14 protein-coding genes are annotated in these 17,329 nt (G+C 44.4%); all 14 read left to right on the plus strand.

What is annotated here, in order from left to right:
• Positions 1-45: 45 nt before the first annotated feature.
• The 14 genes from uvrB to whiA all read left to right on the plus strand — a co-directional run bounded on the left by uvrB (position 46) and on the right by whiA (position 17,314).
• Positions 46-2,019 carry an excinuclease ABC subunit UvrB gene (uvrB, locus tag JOC94_RS03975; RefSeq protein ID WP_205178715.1) on the plus strand — a complete coding sequence of 658 codons (1,974 nt, stop codon included), beginning with the start codon at positions 46-48 and terminating at the stop codon, positions 2,017-2,019.
• 7 nt (positions 2,020-2,026) lie between these two features.
• Positions 2,027-4,915 carry an excinuclease ABC subunit UvrA gene (gene uvrA, locus JOC94_RS03980; protein ID WP_205178723.1) on the plus strand — a complete coding sequence of 963 codons (2,889 nt, stop codon included), beginning with the start codon at positions 2,027-2,029 and terminating at the stop codon, positions 4,913-4,915.
• A gap of 72 nt (positions 4,916-4,987) precedes the next feature.
• The gene (locus JOC94_RS03985) at positions 4,988-6,145 is read left to right on the plus strand and encodes a DUF4097 family beta strand repeat-containing protein (protein ID WP_077112885.1); all 1,158 of its coding nucleotides are present in this window, start codon (positions 4,988-4,990) and stop codon (positions 6,143-6,145) included.
• Positions 6,146-6,148: 3 nt separating this feature from the next.
• Positions 6,149-6,499, plus strand: coding sequence for a phage holin family protein (locus JOC94_RS03990; protein ID WP_077112884.1), 351 nt, complete (start codon positions 6,149-6,151; stop codon positions 6,497-6,499).
• 230 nt (positions 6,500-6,729) lie between these two features.
• Positions 6,730-7,659 carry an HPr(Ser) kinase/phosphatase gene (gene hprK, locus JOC94_RS03995; protein WP_139345676.1) on the plus strand — a complete coding sequence of 310 codons (930 nt, stop codon included), beginning with the start codon at positions 6,730-6,732 and terminating at the stop codon, positions 7,657-7,659.
• 49 nt (positions 7,660-7,708) lie between these two features.
• Positions 7,709-8,518, plus strand: coding sequence for a prolipoprotein diacylglyceryl transferase (lgt, locus tag JOC94_RS04000; RefSeq protein WP_077112882.1), 810 nt, complete (start codon positions 7,709-7,711; stop codon positions 8,516-8,518).
• 29 nt (positions 8,519-8,547) lie between these two features.
• The gene (locus tag JOC94_RS04005) at positions 8,548-9,486 is read left to right on the plus strand and encodes a nucleoside recognition domain-containing protein (protein WP_205178725.1); all 939 of its coding nucleotides are present in this window, start codon (positions 8,548-8,550) and stop codon (positions 9,484-9,486) included.
• 2 nt (positions 9,487-9,488) lie between these two features.
• Positions 9,489-10,142, plus strand: coding sequence for a pyrophosphatase PpaX (ppaX, locus tag JOC94_RS04010; protein WP_205178727.1), 654 nt, complete (start codon positions 9,489-9,491; stop codon positions 10,140-10,142).
• Entirely contained in the window at positions 10,139-10,681 is a 543-nt protein-coding gene (locus JOC94_RS04015) for an acyltransferase (protein ID WP_077112879.1), read from the plus strand. The genes ppaX and JOC94_RS04015 overlap by 4 nt, the downstream gene beginning before the upstream one ends.
• 264 nt (positions 10,682-10,945) lie before the next feature.
• A complete protein-coding gene (locus JOC94_RS04020) occupies positions 10,946-12,472 on the plus strand; it encodes a tetratricopeptide repeat protein (protein ID WP_236016965.1) in 1,527 nt (508 codons plus the stop codon).
• Between the two features lie 655 nt (positions 12,473-13,127).
• Positions 13,128-14,075 (plus strand): thioredoxin-disulfide reductase, encoded by a 948-nt coding sequence (trxB, locus tag JOC94_RS04025; RefSeq protein WP_077112877.1) that lies wholly within the window; start codon positions 13,128-13,130, stop codon positions 14,073-14,075.
• Between the two features lie 380 nt (positions 14,076-14,455).
• On the plus strand, positions 14,456-15,349 hold the full coding sequence (gene rapZ, locus JOC94_RS04030) for an RNase adapter RapZ (RefSeq protein ID WP_077112876.1): 894 nt from the start codon (positions 14,456-14,458) through the stop codon (positions 15,347-15,349).
• The gene (locus tag JOC94_RS04035) at positions 15,346-16,329 is read left to right on the plus strand and encodes a gluconeogenesis factor YvcK family protein (RefSeq protein ID WP_205178729.1); all 984 of its coding nucleotides are present in this window, start codon (positions 15,346-15,348) and stop codon (positions 16,327-16,329) included. The genes rapZ and JOC94_RS04035 overlap by 4 nt, the downstream gene beginning before the upstream one ends.
• A 25-nt stretch (positions 16,330-16,354) precedes the next feature.
• On the plus strand, positions 16,355-17,314 hold the full coding sequence (whiA, locus tag JOC94_RS04040) for a DNA-binding protein WhiA (RefSeq protein WP_205178737.1): 960 nt from the start codon (positions 16,355-16,357) through the stop codon (positions 17,312-17,314).
• Positions 17,315-17,329 lie beyond the last annotated feature (15 nt).

The raw sequence follows: 17,329 nt of genomic DNA on the forward strand, positions 1-17,329 counted from the left end.
CAGTCGGAAGATCATATAGATAGCAGATAAAGGGAGGATGCGGCTTTGATCAATCAGTTTGATATCGTATCGAATTATAAGCCGTCCGGCGATCAGCCAAAGGCGATTGCTCAGCTTGTGGAAGGAATTCGTTCCGGAAAAAAATATCAGACGCTTTTGGGGGCAACAGGAACGGGAAAAACGTTTACGGTGTCGAATGTCATTAAGGAAGTAAACAAACCGACACTCGTCATTGCCCATAACAAGACGCTCGCCGGTCAGCTTTATAGTGAGTTTAAAGAGTTTTTTCCTAACAATGCTGTTGAATATTTTGTCAGTTTCTATGATTATTATCAACCTGAGGCCTATGTTCCCCAGACAGATACATTTATTGAAAAAGACTCCAGTGTCAATGATGAGATCAACAGACTCAGGCACTCGGCGACGTCAGCTTTATTTGAGCGGAAAGATGTCATTATTATTGCGAGTGTTTCCTGTATTTACGGACTCGGTTCCCCGACAGAATACCGTGAGCACGTCCTTTCTCTCCGGACAGGAATGGAGATTGAAAGAAACAATCTGCTTCGCAGGCTGGTGGATCTACAATACGCGCGCAATGATATTGAATTTACAAATGGAACTTTTCGGGTTCGTGGGGATGTCGTCGAAATTTTCCCGATTGCGCGAGAAGAACAATGCATACGGGTGGAATTTTTTGGAGATGAAATCGACCGGATTCGAGTGGTCGACGCCCTCACGGGGGAAATAGTGGGAGACAGAGAACATGCCGCTATTTTTCCGGCTTCCCACTATGTGACAGCGGAAGATAAATTGAGAATTGCCATTAAGAATATAGAAGAAGAACTGGAAGAGCGTTTAGCCGAGCTGCGTGCGGAAGATAAATTGCTCGAAGCCCAGCGTCTAGAACAAAGAACCCGGTATGATTTGGAAATGATGCGGGAAATGGGCTTTTGCTCAGGGATTGAAAACTATTCCCGTCATTTAACGCTCAGACCGCCAGGCGCAACGCCATACACGTTGCTCGACTATTTTCCAGATGACTTCCAAATAGTCATTGACGAATCACACGTAACACTCCCGCAAATCCGCGGCATGTATAATGGAGATCAGGCAAGGAAGCAGGTGCTCGTTGATCACGGTTTCCGCCTCCCGTCAGCCTTAGATAACCGGCCGCTCAAGTTTGAAGAGTTTGAGCAGTACATCCACCAGGTTATTTTTGTGTCGGCCACACCAGGCCCTTATGAACTGGAAAAAACACCCAAAATGGTGGAGCAAATTATCCGTCCGACCGGACTGTTGGATCCAACCATTGATGTCCGGCCAATTGAGGGCCAAATTGATGATTTGCTCGGCGAAATTCAGGATCGGGTTGCCAAAAACGAGCGTGTCCTTATTACGACGCTGACGAAAAAAATGTCGGAAGATTTAACGGATTATTTGAAGGATGTAGGGGTCAAGGTACAGTATTTGCACTCGGAGATAAAAACACTTGAGCGAATAGAAATCATACGGGATTTACGTGTCGGCAAATTTGATGTCCTTGTCGGTATCAACTTGCTCCGGGAAGGGCTTGATATTCCGGAGGTATCGCTTGTAGCTATTCTTGATGCCGATAAGGAAGGATTCCTCCGTTCCGAGCGTTCACTGATTCAAACAATCGGCCGGGCCGCTCGGAATGCGAACGGCCATGTGATCATGTACGCCGACAATGTGACAGACTCGATGAAAAAAGCGATTTCCGAAACAAAGCGGAGGCGCGCCATCCAAGAAGAGTACAATCGAAAACATGGCATTATCCCAACAACCATTCAAAAAGATATTCGCGACGTCATTCGCGCGACGGTTGCGGCTGAAGACGGCGCAGAATACGAATATCAAACGGAAAAACTATCGAAAAACGAAAAAGAAAAGCTGATTGCTTCAATGGAAATAGAAATGAAAGAAGCAGCCAAAGCGCTTGATTTTGAAAGAGCGGCACAGCTTCGAGACGCTATTTTGGAGCTAAAAGCGGAAGGATGAAACGACGATGGCACTTGATAAAATAGTTGTTCAAGGCGCACGGGCCCATAATTTAAAAAATATTGATGTCACAATCCCGAGAGATAAATTGGTAGTTGTTACGGGATTATCAGGCTCCGGGAAATCTTCGCTTGCATTCGATACGATTTATGCAGAAGGTCAAAGACGCTACGTGGAATCACTTTCTGCTTATGCACGGCAGTTCTTGGGACAAATGGATAAGCCTGACGTCGATGCAATCGAAGGGCTGTCTCCGGCGATCTCGATTGACCAGAAGACGACGAGCCGGAATCCGCGCTCCACTGTCGGTACGGTGACAGAGATTTATGATTATTTGCGTTTGCTGTTTGCCCGAATCGGCAAACCTGTATGTCCGATTCACGGAATCGAAATTACGTCGCAAACGATTGAACAAATGGTTGATCGAATCATGGCGTATCCAGAGCGCACACGACTTCAAGTTCTGGCGCCTGTCGTTTCTGGACGCAAGGGAACACACGCTAAGGTGCTGGAAGAGATTAAAAAGCAGGGCTTTGTTCGTCTCAGGGTTAATGGTGAAACGCTTGATCTCAGTGAAGAAATTCGCCTGGAAAAAAATAAAAAACACTCTATCGAAGTCATAGTTGACCGCATTATTGTTAAAGAGGGAGTGGAAAGCCGTCTGGCAGATTCCCTCGAAACGGCTCTCGGCCTTGGGGATGGAAAAGTCATCATTGATGTCATTGGAGAAGAGGAACTGCTTTTCAGCGAACAGCTCGCATGTCCGGAATGCGGTTTTTCCATTAATAAGCTGGAACCGCGCATGTTTTCTTTCAACAGTCCATTTGGAGCGTGCCCAGATTGTGACGGACTCGGCTCCAAGCTCGAAGTAGATAAAGAACTTGTCATTCCCGATTGGGATTTGACGTTGAACGAGGGTGCGATTGCCCCATGGATTCCGGTGAGCTCCCGATATTATCCACAGTTGTTACAATCGGTTTGCCATCACTATGGCATTGATATGGATGTTCCGGTAAAGAACTTGCCTAAAGCCCAAATGGACAAAATTTTGTATGGTTCCGGAAATGAGGTCATCTTGTTCCGATATCAAAATGACTTTGGGCAAATACGCGAAAACAAGATCCGGTTTGAAGGGGTTTTGAGAAATGTGGAACGGCGTTATCAGGAGACGAGTTCTGATTATATCCGAGAGCAAATGGAAAGATATATGGCGGAACATCCTTGCCAAAGCTGTAACGGTTATCGGTTGAGGGTGGAAAGCCTCGCTGTAAAAGTGGAGGGCAACCATATCGGCGAGGTGACCGAGTTATCAATCAAGGAAGCGCAGCAGTTTTTTCAAACGATTCATTTGACGGAAAAAGAAAAACAAATTGCGAACCTGATTTTAAAAGAAATATCTGAACGCCTGCACTTTTTGGTGAATGTCGGTCTGGATTACTTGACGTTGAGTCGTACGGCCGGAACATTATCAGGCGGTGAGGCGCAACGGATCAGGCTTGCCACCCAAATCGGCTCCCGGCTGACCGGAGTGCTGTATATATTGGACGAACCGTCTATTGGTCTTCATCAGCGTGATAACGACAGATTGATCGACACGCTTAAAAGCATGCGCGACATAGGCAATACTCTTATCGTCGTGGAGCATGATGAAGATACGATACTTGCGGCTGACTATCTCATTGACATCGGTCCGGGAGCGGGCGTGCATGGCGGTGAGGTTGTCGCGTGTGGAACACCCGAAGAAGTGATGAAGCAAGCAGGCTCATTGACGGGAGAGTATTTGTCTGGAGTAAAATTCATTCCCATTCCGTTAGAGCGTCGTCCGGGAGATGGCCGATTTCTGGAAATAAAAGGTGCGAAAGAAAACAATTTAAAAAACGTCAATGTGAAGCTTCCACTTGGTGTTTTTATTACAGTAACCGGCGTTTCCGGGTCGGGAAAAAGCACACTCGTAAATGAGATTTTGCATAAAACATTAGCGCAAAAGTTCCACAAAGCAAAAGCAAAACCCGGCTTGCATAAAGAAATCAAAGGTTTGGAGCATTTGGAGAAAGTCATAGATATCGACCAGTCGCCCATTGGCCGGACGCCAAGATCAAACCCGGCAACCTATACGGGCGTATTTGATGATATACGCGACGTGTTTGCTGCCACGAACGAAGCAAAGGTGCGCGGGTACAAAAAAGGCCGCTTCAGTTTCAATGTGAAAGGCGGCCGCTGTGAAGCTTGCCGCGGGGACGGAATTATCAAGATTGAAATGCACTTTTTGCCTGATGTGTATGTTCCATGTGAAGTGTGCCACGGAAAAAGGTATAACCGCGAAACGCTGGAAGTAAAATATAAAGGCAAAAATATCTCAGATGTACTTGATATGACCATTGATGACTCATTGGAGTTTTTCGAAAATATCCCGAGGATCAAAAGAAAATTACAAACAATTACGGATGTCGGACTTGGTTACATGAAGTTGGGCCAACCAGCCACGACGCTTTCGGGCGGAGAGGCCCAGCGTGTGAAGCTTGCTTCCGAATTGCACAAGCGTTCAAATGGGCGCTCCATCTATATTTTGGATGAGCCGACAACGGGGTTGCATACAGATGATATTGCCCGGTTGTTGACGGTATTGCAGCGTCTTGTCGACAGCGGCAATACGGTGCTTGTGATCGAGCATAATCTCGATGTCATCAAGACGGCCGACTATATTATTGACCTTGGACCGGAAGGCGGGGATAAAGGAGGAACGGTCGTTGTGACAGGAACTCCTGAAAAAGTGGTGCAATGTGAAAACTCTTATACAGGACGATATTTAAAGCCCATATTAGAGCGTGATAAAAAGCGGATGAAGCGGCTCATTTCCTCGGAAGCAACCAGTGTGAAACAGGCTGTTGCCAAATAAATCTTTTTAAAGTGAAACAAAAAGGCTGCTCTAATCGTATAATCCAGTACACAACCAAAAAGGAGGAGCGACATGAATCAAGATCGAAAAAGAATACTTGAAATGGTACAAGAGGGGAAGCTGTCCGCTCAGGAAGCGATTATTTTGCTCGATGCATTGGAAGGGAAAGCACCCGCTCCTGATTTGAAAAGTGGTGCCGCTGAAGAAAGCCAGGCAGAATTTGATTTTTCAACAACTGATTCATCTGCAAAGCAAAGTGCTGGAAAAGAAGGTACAGAAAGTGGAAAAAACGAGGAAGACAATTTTTACAAGCAAATTGAAAATGCTGGTGAACGAATTTTTGACTTTGTCAATACGGCGTTGCGGAAGGTTAAAGAAATGGACTTTCAGTTCAATCAATCCGTTGAAATACCGCATGTTTTTCAGCAAAGCGGGGAAGGAATTGAGAGGATCGATATCGATATCGCCAATGGGCCGGTAAGGGTCATTCCTTGGGACCAAGAAGAGGTGCGCATCGAATGTCAAGCCAAAGTATACCGTATTGAAGATCGGGAAGAAGGGCGCAGCTATTTCTTGGATAATACGATTTTTTCACAAGACAACAGCATGCTTTGCTTTGCTACGAAATCAAAGTGGATGCGGGTTGAATCTATCGTTTATGTTCCGAAAAAAAGGTATAAAAAGATTGCGGTTCGGATTTTTACTGGCGAATTGACGAGTGAACGGTTGGAATGTGATTATTTGCTCGTGAAAACGACAAACGGAAAAGTGGATTTGGAAAATGTTTCAGGTGAAAAATTGGAGATCGAAACGGTCAACGGGCAAATTAAAGTGAAGGAATCCCAGGCTGATGAAGTGGAAGCTGAAACGATTAATGGGGCTATCGATGTAATTGCTTCATGTAAAAAAGCGGAGCTCAAATCGTTTAACGGAAATATCACTTGTTCTCTAAAAGATACTGAAACGAAAATATTCGAGGCAAAAGCTGTAACGGGAAATATTCATCTATATGTTCCGGTTACCGCTGGAGTGGACGGGGAACTTCGTTCCAATCTCGGAAGTTATACTCTTAATTTGCAGGATGTAAACATCTTGCATGAAAAACGGGAAGTTATACAAAAGCAGATGAAGTTTAAACGGACAGGTACTGAGGGAGAAACGATCCATGTTCTCGCAGATACTAAAACCGGTTCCGTATTTGTCTCAAGCAATGCCGAAAAGGAAGCCTAACATATGAGGTGGCTTATCGGAATTGTCATCAATGGGATTTTGTTTATCGCTCTTGCTGGCTATTTTGAGGGCTTTTACGTTTCCGGTTTCGGAGCCGCACTTGCCGCCAGCCTAGTGCTGTCTATCTTAAACATACTTGTGCGGCCGATTCTGATTTTGTTTACCTTGCCCATCACGATTTTAACGTTAGGACTGTTTCTTCTTGTCATCAATGCCCTTACATTATTGATGACGGACGCCCTCATGGGCAGCAGCTTTGAAATCGACGGCTTTGGATTGGCATTTCTCACTGCCATCATCATGTCCATCGTCAATATCATCATTCAAAAAGCGGTTATCGAACCCCGCAAGTAAAAAACCGGACAGCGCGGCTGTCCGGTTTTTTTTTATCCGCGTATAAAGCAAAATACCCGTGTATAGCGGAATCAATTTTAAAAGTTCCCACGCCATGTAAAACGACAGGCTTTCCTGTCTAAAATAGAAGAAAGATGTTGAAGGGTAGAGATTCACTCTGATAAAATGCTAAAATAGATCTATGATTTTGGAATTGAACAGCAAGAGGCTTTGTTATGGGAGGGATTCCGTTGGCGACAGTTCGTACGGAAGATATTATAAAAGAATTCAACTTGGAGTTGATCAGCGGTGAAGATGGGGTTCATCGGCCCGTGACAACGAGCGATATTTCAAGGCCGGGATTGGAAATTGCCGGCTTTTTTCACTATTATCCAGCGGAACGTCTGCAGCTTTTGGGAAGGACGGAAGTGAAATTCACTGAGATGCTCATGAAGCGGGAAAGGCGTTTCCGGATGGAGCAGTTATGCAGTGATTTGACTCCGGGCATTATTATTACAAGGGAGCTGGATGTTCCGCAAGAATTGATTGAAGTATCTGAAGAAAAGTCTGTTCCGGTAATGCGGACTCCGATGAAAACGACTGGCTTTGCAAGCCGTTTGACATATTATTTGGAAAACAAACTGGCGCCAACGACTGCCGTACATGGAGTGCTTGTTGATATTTTCGGCGTCGGTGTCTTAATTACGGGTCAAAGCGGAGTCGGAAAAAGTGAGACGGCACTCGCTCTCATAGAAAGAGGACACAGGCTAGTGGCGGACGATTGCGTTGAGATCAGGCAGGTTGACATGGATCGCCTTGTCGGAACGGCTCCTGAATTGCTTGAGCATCTGCTTGAAATCCGCGGGCTCGGCATTATTAATGTCATGACCCTATTTGGAGCGGGGGCCGTCAGGCCGTATAAGCGGATTACTTTAACCATCCATTTGGAATTATGGGATGAAAATAAGCATTACGATCGTCTCGGCTTAGATGAAGAAAAAGTAAAAATTTTCGACACGGAAATTACAAAATTGACGGTGCCCGTCAGGCCCGGCCGCAACCTCGCCGTTATTATTGAAGTGGCGGCTATGAATTTCCGATCAAAAAGAATGGGAATGAATGCAGCAGAACAATTTGCCAATCGCCTTTCGGAAGTCATGACAAAAGAACAAGATGATTAATGTTGCTGGAAAATTTTCATATATATTAACAAATTGGAGTTGAGAACGTATGGAGTCGGAAATTCAGCCGTTAAATCCGGTTGCGATCGAGTTAGGACCGCTTCCAGTCCATTGGTATGGGATTATTATCGGGCTTGGAATTGCCATTGCCCTTTATCTCGCCATGCGCGAAGGTCAAAAACATAAACTTGATAAAGAAATTTTTCCCGACTTGCTGATTTGGGCCATTCCCATATCGATCCTTTCAGCGAGAGCTTATTATGTATTGTTTCAATGGGAATATTATTCTCAAAATCCGGGAGACATCATCAAAGTCTGGGAAGGCGGCATCGCGATTCACGGGGCATTGATCGGTGCGGTCGCGACAGCCGTTATCTTTGCAAGAGCGCGCGGACTATCTTTTTGGAAGCTTGCTGACATTGCAGCGCCAAGCATCATTTTAGGGCAAGCGATTGGACGATGGGGAAACTTCATAAACCAAGAAGCATACGGAGAAGAAGTATCCAGGCAGTTTCTTGAGGGTTTACATCTCCCTCAATTTATCATTGATCAGATGTACATAAACGGGGCGTATCACCACCCTACATTCCTATATGAGTCAATTTGGAACATATTGGGCTTTATACTGCTGATCGTGCTTAGAAAAGCAAACTTGCGCCGCGGGGAGCTCTTTTTGTCCTATGTGATTTGGTATTCGATCGGCCGCTTCTTTATTGAAGGCATGAGGACGGACAGTCTCATGTTAATGGGCAGCCTCCGAATGGCTCAAGTCATTTCCCTCATTTTAATAATCGGAGCCATCCTTTTGATCATTTATAGAAGAAAAGCTGGCTATGCCAAAGCCGGTTATAACGAATGAAATATAATACGTTATGAGGAGAATAAAGAATGTTTGCAACTTCGCTGAAAAATGGCGGCATCGTCGGTCTTAAGACAACGTGGACTTTGGGAAAAATTATATTTCCTGTCACGCTGATCGTTGTTTTGCTGCAGCATACGCCTGTCTTGCCAGGGGTGGTCCGCCTTCTTGAACCGCTTATGGGACTGTTCGGTTTGTCCGGAGACGCGGCTATTCCGCTTGCTCTAGGAAATTTCTTAAATCTGTATGCTGCTATCGGTGGTATTTTATCGTTGGATTTGACGGTGAAAGAGGTCTTTATCATTGCCGTCATGCTTTCTTTTTCACATAACTTATTAATCGAATCGTCTGTTGCCGTCAAAGTCGGGGTTTCTTTTTGGGTGATTCTTGCTGTTAGGATCGGTCTGGCCGTCATGTCGGCAATTGTCATTAATCTTGTTTGGAGCGGCGGACAAGAGATGGCCCAATATGGGATGATTCCCGCCCAAGAAGAACAGGTGGCCGGGATGGTCGCTATCATTCTGCTCGCTTTAAAAAAAGCGACGTTGGGGATTGTTCAGCTAGCTATCATTGTCATCCCGCTCATGATGGGGATTCAACTTTTAAAAGACTATCGTTGGCTTGATACTTTTTCCCGCTGGACTTCCCCATTCACCCGGATGCTTGGAATGAAAGAAAATACATCTACAACATTGGCAGCCGGATTGGTGTTTGGGCTTGCTTTTGGGGCAGGAGTCATGATCCAGGCCGTCAAGGAAGATGGGGTATCCAAAAAGGATGCAACGCTTGCCTTTATATTTCTAGTGGCTTGCCATGCTGTTATTGAAGACACTTTAATATTCATTCCCCTGGGGATTCCAATATTGCCGCTGTTTTTAATTCGCCTCGTCACAGCTATCCTGCTTACCATGTTTGTGGCTGTTGTTTGGAGGCAAGTTGAAACTGCCAGAGAAGGGAAAGTGGCTTAAATATGAATGAACAAATTACAACGATTTTATTTGACCTGGACGGAACCTTGCTCGACACGAACGAACTGATCGTTACATCATATTTGCATACGTTTGAGCAATTTTTTCCCGGACGTTTCAAACGTGAAGATGTCATGCCGTTTCTCGGACCGCCATTGTATGACGCCTTTGAAAGTGTCGATCCGGACAAAGCGGAAGAAATGGTGAAAATTTACCGGGATTTCAACATGGAAAAGCATGATCTTCTTGTTCGGGAATTTGAAGGTGTATTTGAAACAATCCGGACACTCCACGAAAATGACATGAAAATGGCGATTGTTTCCACAAAAATTAGAAAAACAGTTGTAAAAGGCTTGAAGCTTACAGGTTTGGATCAATTTTTTGATGTCATCATAACACTTGACGATGTGGAAAAAGCCAAACCCGATCCTGAACCGCTTTTAAAAGCGCTTGGCGCACTTGAATCAGAGCCGCATGAAGCCATTATGATCGGGGATAATTACCATGACATTTTAGGCGGAAAAAATGCTGGTACGTTTACGTGCGGAGTCGCATGGTCTTTAAAGGGAAAGGATTACCTGGAGCAGTTTCATCCAGACTTTATGTTGAAAAAAATGCCTGATTTATTGGATATTGTCAAGGTGGGTGTACAATGAGAAAAACGGATCGTTTTCCCGTCAAGGGAGCCAATTCCCTTTGGCATGTGTATAAAACAGTTCCATTTTGGAAAGTGATCCGAAATTTTATTGTGATACAGCTAGCCCGCTATACCCCCTTTTTGGCAATGAAAAATTGGATGTATCGCTTTTTTTTAAAGGTAAAAGTCGGGGAAAACACTTCGTTTGCGCTGATGGTTATGCTTGATGTGATGTTTCCTGAAAAAATATCAGTCGGTAAAAACTCGATCATCGGCTACAATACGACTATCTTGGCACATGAATATTTGATCGAAGAATACCGGCTCGGAGATGTGGTGATTGGGGATGAAGTGATGATCGGTGCCAACTCCACCATCCTTCCGGGGGTAACGATTGGAAACGGGGCGATTGTTTCCGCAGGTACGCTCGTTCACAAAGATGTCCCTGCAGGTGTTTTTGCCGGAGGCAATCCGATGAGGATCATCTATACGAAAGAAGAAATGGAAGAGCGAAGGAAATCCGATCCTTTATATAATAAAACCGAGACCCGTCAATAACCTCCGACACGGAGGTTATTTTTGTTCCAAGTAGTATATAGAAAGTATATGATTAAATTGTCGCTGTTCTTGGGGAAGGTCGCCTTCACCAAGTTTTTGGCGTTAAAAAAATAAGGAACCTGCCGACATGTGAATTCTGAATTCCGAACATCCTTCATACATTATGTAAGCGGTATCTTCGGTAGATGATTTTTGAGATACAAACAAGATTGTTAGTATGATATACTACAAAAAGCGACAAAGGACGATAAAAACGGAGGAAATATGATGTCCAAACACCCAAAGAAACATGAAGGGCGTGCGAAAGTCTACTCGTTTATACCAACGGGAGAATACTATTTTCATAAAGGTCTGGAAGCGTACGACCGCTTCGACTTTCAAAAGGCGAAAAAATATTTGAAGCGTGCTCTGGAGCTGGAGCCAATGGAGCCGATGATTGCCTGCCAGCTGTCCCTCGTTTATACAGAAACGGGAGAATACGCCCAGTCTAATGAATTGCTTTTAGCCATTTTGAATGAAATGGATGAGAGGATGACGGAATGTCATTACTTTTTGGCGAATAATTATGCCCATTTAGGTGTGTACTCGGAAGCATACCGGCATGCGAAACTATACTTGGAAAGAGATGAAATTGGCGAATTTGCGGAGGATGCGGAAGATTTGCTGGAATGGATCCATCAGCATGAAGGCGATGCAGAATCCTCAATGGAACAAGAAACACTTCTTTATTTGCAGGAAAAGTCCAGAGCGATGCTTGAAGATGGCCACTATATGGAAGCCGTCAAACTGTTAAAAAAACTGATCAAATCCCATCCGGAATTTTGGCCGGCTTATAATAATATGGCCCTTGCTTATTTTTATGGAGGGAATACAGATGAGGCATTCCGCACTCTGGAAAAAGTTCTGGACCACAATAAAGGAAATCTGCATGCGCTATGCAATCTGGCCGTTTTTTATTATTATGAACAAAAAACAGAACGCTTGCAGTCTCTTTTAAAGCTATTGGAAAAAATTCAACCGCTTAATCCAGAACACCGATACAAACTGGGGACGACTTTTGCCCTGACAAAAAGGTATGAAAGAGCATATTGTTTGTTAAAACAACTGCAAAAAACCGGTTACGCCGGCAGTCCGGGATATTATTACTGGCTCTCTAAAGCCGCCTTTTTTACGGGCAATCAAAAGACTGCGGAAGCGGCGTGGAACCAGCTTCTCGTTCTGGAGCCCCAAAAAGCGGGTTCCGAGCCGTGGAATGAGGATGTTAAGCGATCAAAAAATGGGGAAGATAACCAGTATGAGGAACTTATTTTAAAATTGTTGCGCAGCCACGAAATACCAGAACGGCTATGTGCCATCTTTTTCATGGAAATATCCGGGCGAAAGCGCACGATTATATCCAGTCCTTCTTTCAAATCATTGGAAGAGTTTACCTTTCCGGAAAAGGTATATTTAGCAACGATACTTCAGCTGGAAAAAGACCATGAGATGAATATAAATGTGAATGTGAAAACAGGCCATGAAACAGCACTCGAGTTGTATGAGCAACACGCTAGTGACCAATCGGAATTATCTGTACTGCTTGTCGACTGGTTTACGGCTTTTGAAAAGATGCTCGAAACGGGGGAAAAATTGTCAAACCCTTCCGCTTTGGCAGCCGCTACCGAGTATCTTTCTGCAACAGAAAGAAATAAGAAAAAAACACAGCGTGAAATTGCTAAGCAATATGGAATATCTCCGGCCACTTTGCGCAAATATACGAATAAAATTGCAGATTACTTTATTCCGCTCTAACTGGCAGCATTTTAACATGAAAAAGTAGAAGATGACGAAAGAGGAGACGAATCACTGGTAAAACCTGGAAGGAATTTGGCGGCTATACACTTACGCATAAAAAGTACCGTTCTTTTTCAAGGTGTCGATCCCAAAGATATGACGATGTACTGGATATATAAGTAAAAGGGCGAAGTGACAGGACAAGGAAAGCTTCGCCAGCATCGTCATCACACGGCGAATAAGCGCGAGCATCGAGAACGTCGCTCCCAGAGCTGGCAACACCATTGGGATTCTAACCTCTGTTCTACATCCAATCAGGAGGATCGAGTATAGCAAAATCTCGTTTTTCAATAAAACATTGTACTCAATCCGGATGATTTACTTTTTTCGACATTTCGTAGAAATCAGCGTTCGCGCATTTAGATCCATCGTCAGCACCAATCATTTTTCACCTCAATCTTCCATTTTGTTTGCTGATAGCATCAGACTAAGAACGTAAGGCCGTATGGCGACGTCTGGAAGGACTCCACCCGGCGGGCTCGCTTCACTGACTTTATTTGAGCATATGTTTGGACGTTCGGTAAATACTTTATTACGATAGCTATAAAGTGAACTTTACAAGATAAGGTCCACATTTTCAGTGGGTCTTTACCTGCAGAAGGAGTGTAGAAACATGTCAGAAGATAAAGTGTACGATGTAATCGTTGCGGGTGCCGGGCCAGCAGGAATGACGGCCGCAGTGTATACATCAAGAGCGAATTTGTCGACTCTTATGCTCGAGCGGGGCGTTCCGGGAGGGCAAATGGCCGATACGGCAGACGTTGAAAACTATCCTGGTTTTGACCACATTTTAGGTCCGGACCTCTCTGCCAAGATGTTTGAGCATGCCAAAAAATTCGGGGCAGAATATGCATACGGTGATGTTCAAGAAATCGTTGACGAAGGATCATATAAAATTGTAAAAGCAGGTTCGAAAGAATACAAAGCATTGTCTGTTATCGTGGCTACGGGAGCCGAATACAGAAAGCTCGGTGTTCCGGGGGAAACTGAATTGACGGGGCGCGGCGTTTCCTACTGCGCGGTTTGTGACGGAGCTTTCTTTAAAGATAAAGAGCTTGTTGTGATCGGTGGAGGAGATTCGGCTGTAGAGGAAGGGGTCTATTTAACCCGATTTGCCTCCAAAGTAACCATTATTCACCGCCGGGATGAGCTCCGTGCCCAAAAAATTCTTCAACAGCGGGCATTCGCTAACGAAAAGGTCGACTTTATTTGGAGCCATACCGTAAAACAGATCAACGAAAAAGACGGGAAAGTAGGATCGGTCACACTTGTTTCAACGGAGACAGGTGAAGAAAGAGAGTTTTCAACGGACGGCGTGTTCGTCTATATCGGGATGGACCCGCTCACCAAATCTGTGGAGAATCTCGGAATTACGAATGATTCTGGTTATATCGAAACGAACGAAAACATGGCGACAAGCATACCAGGCGTATTTGCTGCAGGAGATGTTCGTGACAAACTGCTAAGGCAAATTGTCACCGCGACCGGAGATGGGAGCATCGCTGCCCAAAGCGCGCAAATATATATTGAACACTTGAAGGATCAACAGCTTGCCCAGTAAGCCGTAATCGCCATTTAATCTGTTTGTAACAGTGGTGAAATGTTATTTGTGTATATTTGTATATGAGATATTGACCCCCTTTTTATACAATATCCCTTTTTGAGCACAGGTGATCCTGTGCTTTTTTTAGATGCTTTTATTATGACGCTGATTCGTCACTGTTTTTCTCGGCGTGAAAATAGTATAATATAGTGAACAGTGTTTTATCTCGTTTCAGAATAATGTGCGGCGAGCGTTGAAACAGAGTCAAGGTGCGATTACGCACTGTTATGTGGATAATCGGCAAGGCGCTTTCGTGTTTACGGAAGAACTCTCATACGGCCTTGCATATACATATAGAAAGGTTCTTATTAGTTGATTAGTGGCAAGGGGTGAGGTCATTGTTAAATGGGACTTCTGAGGACATCCAATTGGTCATCATCACTGGAATGTCCGGAGCGGGAAAAACAGTAGCGATACACAGTTTTGAGGATCTTGGGTTTTTCTGTGTGGACAATTTGCCGCCTGCATTAATGCCGAAATTTCTAGAACTGATGAAGGAATCCGGCAATAAAATGAATAAGGTGGCATTGGTGATGGACTTGAGGGGCAGGGAGTTTTTTGACACGCTCCTTCGAGTGATTGATGAGTTATCGGATTCTAATTGGATTACCCCGCAAATCTTGTTTCTTGATGCTGATGATGGTGTGCTTGTGAGGAGATATAAAGAAACACGCCGCTCACATCCGCTTGCTCCGTCAGGTCTGCCGTTGGAAGGCATCATGCAGGAGCGTAAACTGCTGGAAGAATTGAAAGGCCGGGCACAGCATATTTACAATACGTCGGTCATGAAGCCGAAAGAGCTTCGTGAAAAAATTCTCACGGAATTTTCCGCGGATAGGCAAGCGATTTTTACGGTAAACGTCATGTCGTTTGGGTTTAAACACGGCATTCCGATTGATGCCGATCTCGTATTTGATGTCAGGTTTTTGCCAAACCCGCATTATATTGACCATATGAGGCCCAAAACCGGATTGGAAGAAGAAGTTTCCAATTATGTGTTAAAGTGGAGCGACACGCAAAAGTTTTTGGCCAAAGTGACTGATTTGCTTAGCTTTATGCTTCCCCATTACAAACGGGAGGGAAAAAGCCAGCTTGTCGTGGCAATTGGTTGTACCGGAGGACAGCATCGTTCCGTGGCACTTGCCGAATATATTGGCCAATATTTTGAAAATGATTATCAAATCCGGATCACTCACCGTGACATCGAGAAAAAGAGGGGATTGGCTACATGAATAACAAACCATTGCCTAAAGTTGTCGTCATTGGCGGAGGAACCGGATTGTCGGTGTTGCTTAGAGGACTAAAGAAATATCCTGTTGACTTAACAGCGATTGTTACCGTTGCCGATGATGGCGGCAGTTCAGGGCGCTTGCGCAATGAGCTGGAAATACCGCCGCCTGGTGACATCAGAAACGTTCTAGCGGCTTTGTCGGATGTTGAACCGCTCATTGTAGAGATGTTCCAACATCGCTTTAACACGTCCAACGAGCTTTCCGGGCATTCTCTTGGAAATTTGATTATCGCTGCATTGACGTCTATTACCGGTGATTTCGTCTATGCTGTGAAGGAAATGAGCCGTGTTTTAAACGTACGGGGAAAGGTTCTTCCCGCCGCAAACCAGAGTGTGATTCTTCACGCGGAAATGATGGACGGTACGTTCGTTTCCGGGGAATCAAAAATTCCATATTCGGGAAAAGTAATTAAACGCGTCTATCTGACGCCGGAAGTGATTCAACCGCTGCCGGATACAATTGCAGCGATACAGGAAGCCGATTTAATCGTGATCGGGCCAGGAAGTTTATACACGAGTATTCTACCAAATCTGCTTGTTCCAGGGCTCGGTGAGCAAGTATGCGCTGCAAAAGCGAAAAAAGTGTATATTTGCAACTTGATGACCCAGCCTGGAGAGACCCATGGTTTCACGGCGGCGGATCATGTCAAAGCGCTCAACGATCACATGAAGTGCTCGTTTATTGACACGATCATCGTGAATGACAATGGCATTCCTTCAGCCTTGCAGCATCGATATGAAGAAGAAATGGCTGTTCCTGTATATTATGATTTTGACCAGCTCCGTTCGTTCGGGATGGAAGTAATTTGCGACGAAATCGCCAGCATTGAGCAAGGGCTGATTCGGCATGATACTGAAAAAGTAGCTAACATCCTCTATTCATTATTGGGAACCAACGTGAGCCGCATTGCCAACTCGTAGGAGGTTGGTAAAGGAGGAATATCTCATGTCATTTGCCTCGGTAACGAAAAAAGAGTTGACAAACTTATCTATAAAAGATTGTTGTACAAAAGCCGAGCTGTCAGCACTGATTAGAATGAACGGTTCACTTTCTTTTTCCAACCGGGAACTGATCGTCAATATCCAAACTGAAAACGCGGCCATTGCAAGAAGAATTTATATTCTCATCAAAAAAAATTACGATACGGTGGTTGAACTGCTCGTCAGAAAAAAAATGAGGCTGAAAAAAAACAATGTGTACATTGTCCGACTTCGGGATAAAGCAGAACCGCTATTAAAGGATTTAAAAATTTTGGGGGACAATTTCACGTTCATCCGTGAAATATCCCCAGCTTTGATTAAAAAGAAATGCTGCAGGCGATCCTATCTTCGGGGAGCTTTTTTGGCCGGGGGCTCAGTGAATAATCCTGAGACTTCTTCGTATCACTTGGAAATATTTTCGATTTATAAGGAACATAATGATTCCTTATGTGAATTAATGAACTCATTTCAATTGAACAGCAAGACGTTGGAGCGAAAAAACGGTTTTATCACATACTTAAAGGAAGCTGAAAAAATAACCGAGTTTTTGAATATTGTCGGGGCCCACAGCGCATTGCTCCGTTTTGAAGACGTCAGGATTGTCAGGGATATGAGAAACTCGGTCAACCGCCTTGTAAATTGCGAAACAGCCAATTTGAACAAAACGATTGGGGCGGCACTCCGGCAAGTTGAAAATATCCGCTATATTCAAGAAACCGTTGGCCTTGATTTACTTCCCGATAAATTGCGGGAAATTGCAGAGCTAAGAATGGCCCATCAAGATGTAACACTAAAAGAATTGGGAGAAATGGTGTCAGGCGGACAAATCAGCAAATCCGGCATTAATCATCGCCTTAGAAAAATCGATGAAATTGCCGATAAGCTGCGTCACGGCGATCGCTCTCTTTTATTAAATAAAAAATAAAGAATGGGAGGAAAT

Origin of the sequence: Siminovitchia thermophila, assembly GCF_016909185.1 — a bacterium.
Taxonomy (GTDB): domain Bacteria; phylum Bacillota; class Bacilli; order Bacillales; family Bacillaceae_C; genus Siminovitchia; species Siminovitchia thermophila.

What these genes read in the sequence shown, in the direction of transcription:
- uvrA (WP_205178723.1), top strand. Translation starts at nt 2,027, where the DNA reads ATGGCACTTGATAAAATAGTTGTTCAAGGCGCACGGGCCCATAATTTA.
- JOC94_RS03985 (WP_077112885.1), top strand. Translation starts at nt 4,988, where the DNA reads ATGAATCAAGATCGAAAAAGAATACTTGAAATGGTACAAGAGGGGAAG.
- JOC94_RS03990 (WP_077112884.1), top strand. Translation starts at nt 6,149, where the DNA reads ATGAGGTGGCTTATCGGAATTGTCATCAATGGGATTTTGTTTATCGCT.
- lgt (WP_077112882.1), top strand. Translation starts at nt 7,709, where the DNA reads ATGGAGTCGGAAATTCAGCCGTTAAATCCGGTTGCGATCGAGTTAGGA.
- JOC94_RS04005 (WP_205178725.1), top strand. Translation starts at nt 8,548, where the DNA reads ATGTTTGCAACTTCGCTGAAAAATGGCGGCATCGTCGGTCTTAAGACA.
- ppaX (WP_205178727.1), top strand. Translation starts at nt 9,489, where the DNA reads ATGAATGAACAAATTACAACGATTTTATTTGACCTGGACGGAACCTTG.
- JOC94_RS04015 (WP_077112879.1), top strand. Translation starts at nt 10,139, where the DNA reads ATGAGAAAAACGGATCGTTTTCCCGTCAAGGGAGCCAATTCCCTTTGG.
- JOC94_RS04020 (WP_236016965.1), top strand. Translation starts at nt 10,946, where the DNA reads ATGATGTCCAAACACCCAAAGAAACATGAAGGGCGTGCGAAAGTCTAC.
- trxB (WP_077112877.1), top strand. Translation starts at nt 13,128, where the DNA reads ATGTCAGAAGATAAAGTGTACGATGTAATCGTTGCGGGTGCCGGGCCA.
- JOC94_RS04035 (WP_205178729.1), top strand. Translation starts at nt 15,346, where the DNA reads ATGAATAACAAACCATTGCCTAAAGTTGTCGTCATTGGCGGAGGAACC.
- whiA (WP_205178737.1), top strand. Translation starts at nt 16,355, where the DNA reads ATGTCATTTGCCTCGGTAACGAAAAAAGAGTTGACAAACTTATCTATA.